The 12,465-nt window shown below is 58.1% G+C and carries 20 protein-coding genes and 1 tRNA gene; all 21 read right to left on the bottom strand.

What is annotated here, in order from left to right:
- Positions 1-4: 4 nt before the first annotated feature.
- The 21 genes from HED64_RS10325 to HED64_RS10225 all read right to left on the bottom strand — a co-directional run bounded on the left by HED64_RS10325 (position 5) and on the right by HED64_RS10225 (position 12,302).
- The gene (locus tag HED64_RS10325) at positions 5-1,534 is read right to left on the bottom strand and encodes a P-loop NTPase family protein (RefSeq protein ID WP_168151923.1); all 1,530 of its coding nucleotides are present in this window, start codon (positions 1,532-1,534) and stop codon (positions 5-7) included.
- Positions 1,535-1,554: 20 nt separating this feature from the next.
- Positions 1,555-1,974, bottom strand: coding sequence for a hypothetical protein (locus HED64_RS10320; RefSeq protein WP_168151922.1), 420 nt, complete (start codon positions 1,972-1,974; stop codon positions 1,555-1,557).
- A 560-nt stretch (positions 1,975-2,534) separates the two neighbouring features.
- Entirely contained in the window at positions 2,535-2,903 is a 369-nt protein-coding gene (locus HED64_RS10315; RefSeq protein WP_168151921.1) for a hypothetical protein, read from the bottom strand.
- A 14-nt stretch (positions 2,904-2,917) separates the two neighbouring features.
- Positions 2,918-3,559: a DNA primase gene (locus HED64_RS10310; RefSeq protein ID WP_168151920.1), complete on the bottom strand. Its 642-nt coding sequence runs from the start codon at positions 3,557-3,559 to the stop codon at positions 2,918-2,920.
- Between the two features lie 206 nt (positions 3,560-3,765).
- Positions 3,766-4,068 (bottom strand): HNH endonuclease, encoded by a 303-nt coding sequence (locus tag HED64_RS10305; protein WP_168151919.1) that lies wholly within the window; start codon positions 4,066-4,068, stop codon positions 3,766-3,768.
- Between the two features lie 511 nt (positions 4,069-4,579).
- Entirely contained in the window at positions 4,580-4,807 is a 228-nt protein-coding gene (locus HED64_RS10300; protein WP_168151918.1) for a hypothetical protein, read from the bottom strand.
- A gap of 10 nt (positions 4,808-4,817) precedes the next feature.
- Positions 4,818-6,098 (bottom strand): hypothetical protein, encoded by a 1,281-nt coding sequence (locus HED64_RS10295; protein ID WP_168151917.1) that lies wholly within the window; start codon positions 6,096-6,098, stop codon positions 4,818-4,820.
- Between the two features lie 468 nt (positions 6,099-6,566).
- A tRNA-Trp gene (locus HED64_RS10290) sits at positions 6,567-6,637 on the bottom strand.
- A gap of 659 nt (positions 6,638-7,296) precedes the next feature.
- Positions 7,297-7,596, bottom strand: coding sequence for a hypothetical protein (locus HED64_RS10285; protein ID WP_168151916.1), 300 nt, complete (start codon positions 7,594-7,596; stop codon positions 7,297-7,299).
- Positions 7,597-7,886: 290 nt separating this feature from the next.
- Complete coding sequence (locus HED64_RS10280) at positions 7,887-8,543, bottom strand: hypothetical protein (protein WP_168151915.1); 657 nt, start codon at positions 8,541-8,543, stop codon at positions 7,887-7,889.
- Between the two features lie 127 nt (positions 8,544-8,670).
- A complete protein-coding gene (locus HED64_RS10275; protein ID WP_168151914.1) occupies positions 8,671-8,922 on the bottom strand; it encodes a hypothetical protein in 252 nt (83 codons plus the stop codon).
- Positions 8,915-9,181 carry a hypothetical protein gene (locus HED64_RS10270; protein WP_168151913.1) on the bottom strand — a complete coding sequence of 89 codons (267 nt, stop codon included), beginning with the start codon at positions 9,179-9,181 and terminating at the stop codon, positions 8,915-8,917. Before HED64_RS10270 ends, HED64_RS10275 begins: the two co-directional genes overlap by 8 nt.
- Positions 9,178-9,576 (bottom strand): hypothetical protein, encoded by a 399-nt coding sequence (locus HED64_RS10265; protein ID WP_168151912.1) that lies wholly within the window; start codon positions 9,574-9,576, stop codon positions 9,178-9,180. The genes HED64_RS10270 and HED64_RS10265 overlap by 4 nt, the downstream gene beginning before the upstream one ends.
- Before the next feature lies 1 nt (position 9,577).
- Complete coding sequence (locus HED64_RS10260) at positions 9,578-9,865, bottom strand: hypothetical protein (protein ID WP_168151911.1); 288 nt, start codon at positions 9,863-9,865, stop codon at positions 9,578-9,580.
- Positions 9,862-10,077 carry a hypothetical protein gene (locus HED64_RS10255; RefSeq protein WP_168151910.1) on the bottom strand — a complete coding sequence of 72 codons (216 nt, stop codon included), beginning with the start codon at positions 10,075-10,077 and terminating at the stop codon, positions 9,862-9,864. Before HED64_RS10255 ends, HED64_RS10260 begins: the two co-directional genes overlap by 4 nt.
- A complete protein-coding gene (locus HED64_RS10250) occupies positions 10,074-10,301 on the bottom strand; it encodes a hypothetical protein (protein WP_168151909.1) in 228 nt (75 codons plus the stop codon). Before HED64_RS10250 ends, HED64_RS10255 begins: the two co-directional genes overlap by 4 nt.
- A gap of 202 nt (positions 10,302-10,503) precedes the next feature.
- A complete protein-coding gene (locus HED64_RS10245; protein WP_168151908.1) occupies positions 10,504-10,974 on the bottom strand; it encodes a hypothetical protein in 471 nt (156 codons plus the stop codon).
- Positions 10,971-11,387 carry a hypothetical protein gene (locus HED64_RS10240; protein WP_168151907.1) on the bottom strand — a complete coding sequence of 139 codons (417 nt, stop codon included), beginning with the start codon at positions 11,385-11,387 and terminating at the stop codon, positions 10,971-10,973. The genes HED64_RS10245 and HED64_RS10240 overlap by 4 nt, the downstream gene beginning before the upstream one ends.
- The gene (locus tag HED64_RS10235; protein WP_168151906.1) at positions 11,384-11,590 is read right to left on the bottom strand and encodes a hypothetical protein; all 207 of its coding nucleotides are present in this window, start codon (positions 11,588-11,590) and stop codon (positions 11,384-11,386) included. Before HED64_RS10235 ends, HED64_RS10240 begins: the two co-directional genes overlap by 4 nt.
- Positions 11,587-12,123 carry a hypothetical protein gene (locus HED64_RS10230; RefSeq protein WP_168151905.1) on the bottom strand — a complete coding sequence of 179 codons (537 nt, stop codon included), beginning with the start codon at positions 12,121-12,123 and terminating at the stop codon, positions 11,587-11,589. Before HED64_RS10230 ends, HED64_RS10235 begins: the two co-directional genes overlap by 4 nt.
- Positions 12,120-12,302: a hypothetical protein gene (locus HED64_RS10225; protein WP_168151904.1), complete on the bottom strand. Its 183-nt coding sequence runs from the start codon at positions 12,300-12,302 to the stop codon at positions 12,120-12,122. The genes HED64_RS10230 and HED64_RS10225 overlap by 4 nt, the downstream gene beginning before the upstream one ends.
- Positions 12,303-12,465 lie beyond the last annotated feature (163 nt).

The following is a 12,465-nucleotide window of genomic DNA, read 5'->3' as shown; positions in this document are numbered from 1 at the left end:
CCCCCTAATTGGCGACAATCGCCGATCGCTTACCACTAGAATCCGAGCCACCCGGACGAACCTGCCGCGCAAACTTGATAGCCCCAAAATGTGCGCAAGTCGCACTGACACCGGGGGACATGTCCACCGTCAGATCGACGCGGCCAAACTTGAAAATCCCGGTTTCCTTATTCACGATGTCGCGCGTGAACCCAGCAAACGACGCATCCACGCGAGGTTCACCAAAGTGCACGATGGTCTTGTTTACCGTCACATCGTCGTAGAAGTTCATGCACGCCTCGACCCACTCACCACCGGATAGAACGCGCACCATCATCTTTTTCTTGAGAAGGTGCGGCACCAATGTCTTAGCCTGCGAGAAACCCTGAATGACCACCGGGCGATTGCGCTTAGCGTGCGTCCACAGGAAGTCCACGAGCGCCTGTGTGCCGCCGTCATTGAAAGGCTCCTGCGCGACCAGCTCAAGACAGACACCGGTCTCCGTGAATGACGAAAAGTGAATCGACACCTGTGTGCGCTCAATGTTCATATCCACGCCGATAGCTGCCAGCGGCCAGTCGCCCGTATCCTCCGGATCAATCCCCAAATCTGACCAACGGCCAGGCGGGAAAATTGTTGGCTTACCATTCGCCCGCGGCCACATATTCAGCCGCTCGCGCGCGAAAGACCGAGCCGAGAATTGCACCAGCTCACCATCGATAGTCGAAGGCAAAATGCGGATGTTGTAGGCAGGGTTAGCGTCGGCGTGATGCTTCGGCATGCGCACGAAGGCTTCCAGCTCAATGTCGGTCATATCCTCGACGTACGCGCGCGCGGAGAATTCCACCCACGCCACAGCGCCGATACCCTCGATCGCGTTCTTACGAACACGCACGAACGGTTCCCCGATACCCTTTTCCAGCTCCGCAGCATCAGGCGGGGTGCCCATGTAGATGGTCACCGGATTACCAGACGGGGCAGCGGAAATAGTGGGGAGCAATGCCTCTAGCTGCTCGTCTTGCAATTCCTGGGCCTCATCGAGTACCAGCACATCGACGGTGAAACCACGCGCCGAGCCTTTCGACCGGGCCACGAATTCAATCTGTCCACCGTTGTGCAAAACGATGGCCTCTTGACCATTCGTAGACCGAACCTCACGCACCATCGCGTTGAGTTCAGGGAATCGGGGGTTTGCCTCATTCGGCTTGTCACCGAAGAAATATTTCAGACGTACGAACGCCTTGCGCGCGGTCTTGACCTCATGCGCAGTATGCAAGAATTTGAGGCCCAACTCGGCCATGCCGTACAGCTCAACAATTTCGAGTGCACCATTCTTACCGTTCTGACGCGGCACCGTTACCACCCAAGTAGGGGCACACCAACGCCCATCCTTGCAACGGCGCATCCACGCTTCACACGTGGTCTCCTGCCACGGATCCGCAATCAGACCAAACTTGCTGGCATAGAAAACCGCGTCCTGTCCATCATCAATATTGAATCCAGCAGGAGACGGGGCGGTGTTGAAGCGGGGAACCTGATTGCCACGGACAGCCATAAGACCACCCCCGGCACCATCTACTGAGCTTTGCGCCGCTTCTCACGTGCGCGCCGGCGCGCGGCCAGCTCGTCGGTTGCGGTCTTTGTCTTGGTTTCCGGTGCCGCTACTACGGCGGGCACGGCGGGACTCAGCGCTTCGACCGCGCGATACAGCTCGGTGTACCGCTGTTGCTGTTGGCGGGCTTCTGCCAATGGGGCACCAAACTTAACTTCCACATTGATATTTGTATCCGTGCTCGTCTCGACATGGGACAACACCCGAAATTGCATCAAGTTCAGAACACCCTTGCCCTGAATGATGTTATCCAGCTCATCGAGACGATCAGCCGTCCGCGCCAACTCCACGACCAGACCAAGCGCCGCGGGATCCGTGACCCCCGGTGCCTTAGCCTGAAAAATCAGCGAACCACGCTCACCCAACCCAGGCGGCTCAATCATGACGACCCCCTAGTGCGCTAGCGCGTAATCCGACTGCCGATCCTCACGCCCACCGAAGACCACCTGAACAAGCGTGCGGATGACCCGTGATAATTGCGACTCAGGTGCAGGCGGGCGCAAATTCAATCCACCGTGCGGGGCAAATAGCCCCTCCAAAAAACGATCCTGCGGAACCATGACGCCCCCTAGAAACTATGCAACGGACCACCGGACGTAGCCAGCGTAGGCAACACGCACTCAAGTACGCGCTCAGTATGTGAACCTTTCGCAAGGTACACATGGCCGGCACTCCACCCGCGGAGACTATTCGGTGAACCGGCTGTGAAGAACACAACCTGCCCACCAGACGGCAGCCCGATTGCCTCACTACCTTTCGTAGCGCGAAAATTCACGCCGACCCACTTCTTCGGCTCAGCCTTGGAAGCCGCCTGCAAATGCCCGAAAGCTGACCGTGCCTCAAAACCCGACTCGGCAACAAACAAGACCAGCGCCCCAGCAGTGGCATGCACTAACGCACCCTCGACGGCACGCTGCAAATTCGATGCAATCACGGGCACCCCCTAGAAAGTGATGATGCGAGAATTGCCGACAAAAGCCGCCAAGATTTCCGCGCCCTGATGCCCATGCAAAAGGTGATCCGCAATAAACAGGACATCCGCCGACACCGCGCGCCCGCCAGTAGCGGAAGCCGCGATGAAATACAGCTCCCCGCCGTCTGTGGTCGTGATGCGCTCATCACCGTTAACCGCGCGCACCTCTCGGATCCAGACCTCAGAACCGGCAATGGCCTTCCTCGCTGCGTGGAATCCATCGCGCTTATCCGCATGACAAGCGGCCACGAAAACCACGCGGCCCGAGTGCTCCAGAAGCTCATGTACCGCCGCCGCCGCCGCGCGCGACACCCGATTATCAAACTCGTGCACACTCATAGACATGGGGACTCCTAGGGAATAATTAGCGGCTCCAACCTCAAGGGCGAACCACGATAACGACTACCAAGCGCGATATACCGCCCGGTTGAATAAAACTCCAGATTGCGACCGTCGCGGATCCGGCACCCCGGCCCCGCGTCCCGCAAACCCCAGATATGAATGCCCGTGCCCGACTCGGAAAGCTCGGTGAACGTAGCCGGATTCAGCGCCAAGATTTCCTGCGCCCAATCCGCCACCACGCCAGCGCTCACGCAATCGTCTAAGTCGATGCAACCGATACCATCACCAGCGAGCACAAAACCAATACCATCGCCCTGCCGAGACGCACGCGCGACTGCCATAGATGACCAATGCGCGGGATTCGTCACCGACGCCGGATAGCCACCGACCGCAAATGGGCGCTTCTGCTTGCCGTCGCGAATCCACCGGATCCACCGATGCATGCCCGCCATAGTCGCCGGCACCGCCAGGGACTTACGCGCACGATGGGCCGCGACCCGGCACTTGCCAGAGCAGAATTCGGCCTGCGCATTCTTGAAGCCTAAATCGGCCCCGCAATGTGAACATGTCCTAGTCATACCCAATTTTACCACCGTTTCATGATTTGTAACGGTTTTTACCCCAGAATCATGCGGATGTGCCAACAGGGGCACAGTTGAGCGGCTAAGGCACTTTTAGATAACGCCTAGTCAGCGCGATTTGAGGGGGCTAGAAATTGTTGTTGAACAATCGGGGGGGGATGACGCTATCACCTTGGGGGGCGACCTGCGGGTGTAGGGGGAGGGTATACCCCCACCCCTTTATTTTTTTCCGCCGCCCTCTTGACATTCTTGCGGGACTGGTATTCGTTTCCCATTCATTACAACCATCGGCCTGAGTTTCGGATTGGTGCATGAAACTCTTGCTTTTTGGGTTTATCGCGATTTCCTCGTGATTCATTGCAATGAAGGCAAATGATTCGACAGTTACTAATCGTGTCTTTGCCACCATGCGAATGAGGAATGATGTGATCACCACTAGCACCATTAGGCCTTGTGCAGTCGTCGTAGTCCAGTACGACACCACATAGCGGGCATCGATAGATACCAGCCTGTTGGGCCTCGTACTTGGCCTGCCTAACGACCTTCTTCCATTGCGCTGTCCCTGTGCGTGAGGTTGCCATGTCATCACCTCATGCATGCGTGTACCCATGCGTACACATAGGCGTATGTGTATGCATGGGTACATCATTGTGTCTATTGCGTGTGTTGTTCCCTATGTGTGGTGCATGGTGTATCCCTCACTACTACCTTGCAATCATTGGGGTCATACACTGCATCCCATGCTGCATACACCCCCTGCTCTACGACTACCCCCTCAGCGTTGGTGCTGATGGTGAGGGTGCCATTGTCAGCGAACCCCCACCCTGTTGCGTTGGGGTACTGGTATGTGGTGTCGCCTAGGGTTACGTGTACGCTCATGCGGATGCGCCTGGGGGTAGGGCATCATTCACGGGGGCGTGTATCTCTTCCTCTAGGTATGCCGCGATGGCTGCCTTGTTGGCGTCTCGGCAGTGCCCACACATCAGCAGAATGCCGCCGCTCTTGAGGATGTAGGTTACCTTGGGTCGCGCTGTCGGGCAGCGGTCGCAAAAGTCGGTAGCCCACCAATTCGCCTTGATTACCTCGGCCATGTCAATGCCCTGCGGCAATCTCTGCGTCTATCTCGTCGGCCCATGTACGCATCGCTTTGGCGAGTGCTGGCATGAATGATTCCGCGATCAGTTCGACGCGTTGCTCTTTATGGGCTTGGATAATGACATTGACGGGCAATTCGAGGTCCATGCACGCTACGGCTGGTCCGCCGCATTGCTTCATGGTTAGCTCTAGTGCCACCTTCACTGTTCCGGCTGATGCTGCCATGACGTGCCTCCTACGCTGCTATTTCTTGTCCGCCGATAAGGGCGCGTCCGTTGCGGATGCGGTATACGAAGGGCCAGGATTCGGTGTCGTTGTAATACGCCATTCCGAAGCCTTGCTGCCAGTCCTCTACGATGCGCGCGGCGGTTCCGTCTGCTCCGATTGCGCCGTGCACGGATGGCACTGCGCCATCGGTGCGGCATAGGCATCCGGGGTTCGCTGAGTAGGATTCAACTGTTTCGCCTCTTGCGCCGAGCACGCTTTTATACGTGATTTCGGTGCGGTGCGTGTGGCCTGCCCATGTGTTGATGTGGGGTAGGTCGGTCACGTATTGCGCTGTGGTTGAGCCTTTGGAGTTGGCTTTGGTGCCGTGGATGTTGCGTGTGAGGTCGTTATCCCAGTCGGTTGCGGCTGGGTAGGCATCGACGTATTGGATGTTCAGTTCATCGAGGCGTAGCAGGTAGGGCAGCGACATGACGGGCCATGATTCGGGTAGGCCGGCGCGCTTGAGTCCGAACGCTGCCAATGCGTTGGCTTCGACAAAGTTTTGCATGCGCTTGTCGTGGTTGCCTTCGATGATGACGATGCGTGCGTTCGGGCATGCCGCGCGAAGGATAGCGAGGAATAGGTGCCCGCGGTCGAGGGATGCTTGGGTGGTGAGCGCGAACCCGGCTTCCTGTGCGAATCGGCCCTGTGAGGCGAAGTCTAGGAAGTCGCCTAGGATCTGGATTACGTCAGGCTGAAAGTGTGCGCATGCCTCAACGAAGACGGCCATTGCGGCGTCGTCGTGAAATGGGTCCATTGTGCCATCTGCTAGGCGGCGGAAGCCGATTTGCGTATCAGCGCCCTTCATTGCGAGCTTCATAGTGCGGACCGGTTGGACGGTGGGCCGCTTGATCTTCACGATGACGGGTTGCGCGGGCTGGATAACGGGCCACAATGGGTCGCCGCTATCCTTCGCGGTCTTGGGACGTACGCCCCAGATTTTATTCCAGAACCCTCCGTGTGGGTTCGACGTGACGCCCCATGCGAAGGTAAGTGTTTCGGGGTCTTGGCCCTTGTCTGCAATGAACTTGCAGAAGTCTTCATAACCCCACGGCTTTTCGCTCATGGTGGTGTATTGATTGGTGCCTTCGTTGGTGCCTGCCTCGTAGGGGGCGAGGGCCGCGGTGGTTGGGTCCATCGGGTTTGCCGTGTCGGTCGTGTTGGCGCATGCGCATTGTCCTGCGCGGTGGCGGCGGGCGCTGCGTCCGGATGCCTGTGCGGGATTGCTCGCGGCGATACATGTAGCCATTTGGTCCTCCTGGGCACGTTGGTGCCTGCGGCATCCACGTGGTTGATGGATGCCGTTGGACGGCAAGATGTGTAGCTTTTTTCTTATACGGGGTTAGAGGTTGTTATATTTGCCCGGTTTCGGCGTTTGGGTGCCGGTCAGTCTTGACAGGTGCACCCTTCGATGAAGTACGGGCAGGGTATGGGTTCCTCGGCGGCGATGCTAAACAGGATCGCGGCGCGTGCCTTTTGGCGTTCGGCTTTATGCTCTTGCCGCTTGATTGCGCGCTTGATGCCGTTGCAGCAGTATCCGCAGCCGCATTCCCCGGTATATGCGGGACTACGGGTGAAGCCTGCAAGTAGGATCCACGGGTTGTGTTTTTCACTGCGTGACAACGTGACCTCCTGTGAAGTATGCAGCGCTATATCGGGCGCTTCCCGCCCACCCTTGTAGCAATCGGGGTGGGTACTGATAGCAACTTGTCTATCGCAGGAAATACCGGAATCGAACCGGTGCATTCGGGTTTGGAGTCCGACGCTCTACCACTAAGCTAATTCCCCCAGATTATTTTGATCCCCTCCGTAGATCGCCGACAGGGTGGCGTCGGTGATGTGATCACGGTCTTTGCCGTGGCGTCATTCGCGATGCACCGCGAAGGGTGTTGTCCGGCTCTAGACACCGGGCGGGTGTTGCTGGTGCGTCATGATGGCTTCCCGCGGGTATGAATCATCCGAGGTGCTTGAAAGCCCGTGTCATGCCGCGCGGTGGGTCGCTACCCTGTGATGCGTGTTGAGCATGTGCCGCCGCACTGTTTCCCGTGGGATGCCGCGGGGTCGAACCGCGTCTGTGATCGCCATGCACGGGGTTAGCCGCCGATCCATCCCTCCAGACGGCTCTTATCTCGCCTGGCTATTCAGTTATGTCGCACCATGCCCCGGACTTTCACCGGCTTGACGTTGCTCGGCACACCGTCTAGCGGCGTGCAGCTCAACATGGTGTCGTGGGGTGGTTCGGATTTGAACCGATGCACCGAGTAGGTGCCTACACTTTGTGCAGTAGGTCGCGCCTGGTTACTAAGACCTACATTCCGCACCCCGGTCCTATTTCGTACGCGTCCGTACGTCCGGTCATAGGTGACCGCCCTTTGCCATGATTGCTTCCACCTCATAGAAGTGGGCATTTGTTCCGCAATCAGCGGGCGCGAAGGGAAGTGTTGGTTTTAGTTGGGCGGTTGCGCTAGGTTACGCCCGATGTATCCCTTGTCGGTGCGTACGCCGAAGCCGGTGGCGACGAATTTCGCGTGCGCGTCTTCGGCTTTGCCCGTGGGTTCGTCTGGGAATGTCGCATTGGGCACGGGGTCGGCGGATTGGTAGACTTTCGCCCAAGCTCCTGCCGCGTACGATGCGAGGTTGCCTTGTTCGCCGGTCACGTGAAGTTGGTTGTCTGTATCGATAACCCATATCTTGCCGGACGGGTATGTTTGGTCGTCGTATTGCATGTCAATTACTGTGATTGCCATGTTGCCTCCATGATGATGATTATTATGATGGGGGCCGGTGTGTCTAACGACTAGCGGCAATGCGCTTTGACCCTGCGCGGGAGATGAGCCACCTGAACCTTTCGAGTCAGACTAACTTCCTATTGATCCGCGTTCGGGGCGGGAGCGCGGTCGCCATCACGGCGCTTGTTTGCTCGACCACCCCCGAACGGGGCTTGTGGTGCCCTGATTTTGGGCATAAAAATAAGCCCCAATCTGAGAAAAGATTGAGGCTTAGGCGCATCTTCGGGCACAGTGATTGTGCCGTACTGTCACACTTTACTCTTCTTTGAATGCCTTTGCAATAGATCCTTTCGTGCGTATATGAGTGTTGCGGCGGGGGAATACGTGGGGCGTCCGTCCACGTTGGTGCGGGTGATGTGCCCACGTTCCGCCCATTTGCGGATCCGGAATGGGTAGACGGTCATGTGGTGAACATTCTTGAGCCACAACGACAGGTCTTTGCCAGATAGAGCTTCGGGCACTTGCTCGCGGATGTCGATTGCGGCCTGTTGGATCCTCGCCGGCGTCGGCGCGTCACCTTCGGGACCACTGATGACCTTTTCCGCTTTCGTCACCCATTCTTGAATGAGCCATGCGATACCCGCGGCATTCTGGTCTTCCGCGTAATAGTCGGCGCTGGATGCCAGATTTTGAAGGTGCCATTTCAGCAGCATCGCATCGACATTCAGTGGTGCGGATGACCCGGCGCTCTTGGTGCCGTTATTGCCCTCATTGCTCGCGGGGCGCACTACGTCGAGTCTGGCGATTGTCACCTCCAGATCGGGTAGTAGGATGCGCGCCTTGACCAGCCAGGCGTCGAGGTCTTGCACGCATTGGGGGCATAGGTAGAGCACCCCCGATTCGGCCCCGCAATCATTGGTCGTACAGATCATCGGCGGTCCCTTCGGTTTCGTTTTTCGTTCCACTTGCTGATCCAATCGAGCACGGCGAAGAATCCGACGACTCCGAGCGTGGTTCCGATAAGATTCGAGATTAGAAGGATGCCCAGCACCACCCAGTGCGTGCCGATCGGTACTCCGATAATGTCTTCGATCACAAGCCCAGCCTTTCTCCGATTTTGCGCATGGCCTCTTCGTAGATGAGGTCTTTGAGGTACTGGTCTTCCACGTAGTCGATTTCGCCGACTGCGACGCGAGCTACCTGCACGGATCCGAGCAGCCCGAAGAGTTTGCGACGCCGCAGGTCTAGGACCGGGAAGCCGCGCTTATTCCATGCAGTCGGTACGCGGTGCGGATCCCAGAAGTACCCAAACGGCAGATCGGGGATGTCTGCGCGGTCAGTCATTGTCGCCCTCCCAGATGTCATCCAGCATCTTGAGTGCCGAGTGGTGCAGGCCGATGGATTCGTGGATGGATGGTGAGCTGTCGAGCATCCTGTATGCGGTCATGTTGTCGTCTGGATGTGTCATGGCCGTGATGAGCGACCAGTCCGTGATGAGTCGTGCGTCGTCGGGCGCTCGTCCTGCGTTCACATATTCTTGTAGGGCAGCACTCACTTTTTCGGCGGCTTCTGCCCGCGCTTTCATAGCGGTATCGTCGCTCATCTGCTGGCTCCGTGGGTGTAGTGGCGGTAGTTAGTCAGGGCGGTGATTGCGGTGTCTATGGCCTCTACGTTGTTCTTGTCCTGTTCCCATGCGCGTATAGCTCCGATGGTTCGGGAAAAGATTTGGTTGTCGGCCTGCACCCTTTGTGCTCTGACTACTGCCGGGTCGTCCAGGGGCAGAAGGTGGGGAGTTGGCGACCATGCGCCTCTGTCCCCGATTTCTCTGTGGTCGGCTTTGCGGAAGCGTCGGGCGCGGTCAGGGGTGCCGGGTCCACCTGTGATGAGTTGGGTATTGGTTTCCCGTGTGATGGTGACGGTTTCGGCGGTAGCTTCGCCGTAGTGGTTGATGTAGATCGCTACTTTCTGGCCGGGCTTGAGTTCGGGCTGGTCGCTCATTTCAGATCCTTTCAAAAGTTGTGAGCGCGGCGGGGTAGGAGATTTTGCACCGCATGCAGTAGAGCTTGCCGTCTTTGCGTGCTAGGTCGCGTACCCAGTCGCGCCATTTGGGGCAGACGAAGAGTGACGCGATATTCGGGCAAAGGCATCCGGCGTTGTACTGGATCCATTCGCTGTCGCCCTTGTGACGGTCGGCGGCGGCGCGGTGCTGCGAGTGCTCACATGGAAGCGGGACGTTCACGATGGTGGATAGGTCAACCATGTCGAGCACGCCCACATCGGCGCTCACTGTTCCTCGATGGTTTGTACCAGGCTGGCATTCACCGCGTACGTGAGCCGGTCGGTGGGTCCATCGGTTGCGACCCAGAAGGCGACGATCTGACCGGATACGTTGATCGAATGAGCCTCGACGGTGAACGTGTCGTCATCGACCATTAGTAGGTCGAATTTCCGTAGCGGTCGGGGCGGTTTCGGTTCGTCAGGTTTGCCGGGGAAGCTCATAACCAGATCCTTAGTTTCAGGTCGTGCGGTTTGCATGTGATCTGCGTTCCGTTGGCGAAGATCACGGTGCGTTGGATGAGCGTTTGTGATCCGTCTGGGTTGGTGCGGGTGACGGATTCAAACGTTTTCAGGCGGAACGGGACCGACCAGACCCCACGCCATGACGCGGATGCTTGTTTGTCTAGGTGATCGCTGGACAATTCGGCGGCGGTAATCTCGATCATTGGTCCGCGTCCTTCCGTGCCTGCTCTTGCGCATATGCAATGGCATCGGAATGTTCATCGAATCGGGCTAGCCAGTCGCCGCGTGGAAAAATTCGGCCCCGGTCATCGCAAACGCACCAGCCCCAAAATCCGGGGATGCGGTAAACGCCGATGCGACCGGATGATTCAAAGCTCCATTCAAGCGAGCCAATATGCCGAGGGCTCATGGCGTGCCATCCAGTGCCTCGCGTAGGGAGCTGGTCTGGATACTGTTTCGATATTCGATTGGGGCATCTTCTGCTGTGACAACGAGCGCGTTCACTGCTGCCACTTGCGCTTCTGCCCGTACGGCGCGGGCTTGCCAGTCGGTCACATCCGTACCGTTTTCGGTACGGTTTTGGCTTTCGTTGGGCACGGCCATGATTGCTGTCTGGTATGCCCGACTGAGCGCCGCCCGATCCGCCTCGCTCATGCCGGGGATCGCTACGGGTGCGGCAACCAATGCGGATTGATCTTCGAGGGTGGGAAGGTCGGCGGATCGGAGCCGATGATCCTCCACGAAGGCGAACGTGCCGTGGTCCCACTGCACGCCGAAACGCGTCGGCTCACCCTTTGTCACAGACCATTGATTGGTGACGGTGCCTAACCCCGTCCCGCCCGCAATCCGCACGCGGTCGTCTTCTTTGAACCTCATGACGCATCCGGATGGCTCAGAAGGATCGGCTTCATGTGCGGCCACAACGTCACGATTCCATCCGGGGTCACGAGCATGGTCCACCCCTTATCGATCACAGCGATGTCCCCGTTCTCACGGGATAGCACCTCGTGGACGGCGAGTGATCCAACGCGAGCGGCTGCGCGAAGTGCGCTTTCTTGTGTCGGTGTCATAACAGTTCCCGCAATCTTCTCTTCCAGCACGGTGCCCGCGTCGAGGTCATCAAGCAGCACTGAAAGCCGGTTGAATTCTCGGTATCGGGCCGGCGTGCGTGGCTTGGTGGTCAGTGTTCCGATTTGGGCGGCGGTGCGATCTGCCGCCACACGCAAACGGCGGGCCGCATTTGCGGTCCGCCGTAGTTCTGAACGTTCTTCAAACGATTTCGCGCTCACGGTGCCTCCTGAGCTTGTAGTGATTCCTCACGGTCTAGATACGCCTGGGCAGCTTCGGACACGGCACCGGGCAGGTTTAGCCCGGCAAGGTCGCGCGCCTGCTCGGCGTCGTGAATGAGTGCGTGGCCTAATGCGCTTTCGGTGCGCCAGGTCACGAGTGTGGAGCCGTCATTGTCACGGTCGTGGAAGTTGAATGTGATCATCGTCGCCCTTGGTGGTATTGGGTGCGTCCCAGCGCTCGGGTTTGCGGGCGCTGGTGGTTGAGCTGCTGCCGGGAAAGTGGTGGGTTGACCCAGACGGGCGGCTTGGGTGGTATCTGGAAGACGGCCTGTAGGTGTGCGAAGCTCTTGTGATCGAACTGCGCCCAGGCTTTCTTCGCTTGGTCGATGATCGCCTGCGCGCTCGCAACATCCATGTGCGCATTCCGGGCCAGCTCCCATGCCGCGTGATCGTACTCAGCCACCTCATCGATCACCGCGTAATATGCCGACAGCTTGCCGTTTCGACGTGGGTGCGACACGAAGTGGTGGGGTGTGTCATCCGCGCCGATCGCATCATTCGCCGCCCGCATCACAAAGGCGGACGGCATGATGCTGGACTTGAAGGCGTCCGCCAAGTCGCGCGACATGGCGTTGAATACCTCTCGCACGCGCCGATACGACTCATTCAGCCGCGCCATGAATTCGCGGGACGAGTATTCCCAACGGAGTTGATCGTAAATCGGTGTCTCATTCATCGCTTGGCCTGCTGATCGTCGTAGATGACGAACGGGGTAATTGCTACCAACACGCTCAGGATCCAGCCGACACAGAACCACGCGGCACTTCCGAATCGGTCAAGCAGGAAAACGCCAACCCACACGTAACCTATGGTGACGATGAGCACCCAAATGGTGCCTAGGATCGTATTTTTCATAATTCCTCCTGTGGGTCGAGTTGGATAAAGTAGCGGTCTTTGGATCCCCAGCAACGACTCTCCGCAGTCTCACGTGCCGGGGGAAGCGGTGACCATTCGAGGCCCGCAATCATCGCCGCATGACGCTGAGACACGTCATCGATGAGGTAGCTCGCGATTATCA

It is taken from the genome of Paeniglutamicibacter terrestris (genome assembly GCF_012271785.1).
Taxonomy (GTDB): domain Bacteria; phylum Actinomycetota; class Actinomycetes; order Actinomycetales; family Micrococcaceae; genus Paeniglutamicibacter; species Paeniglutamicibacter terrestris.
Note: the sequence above shows the minus strand (reverse complement) of the source record. Positions and strands in the feature narration are given on the sequence as shown.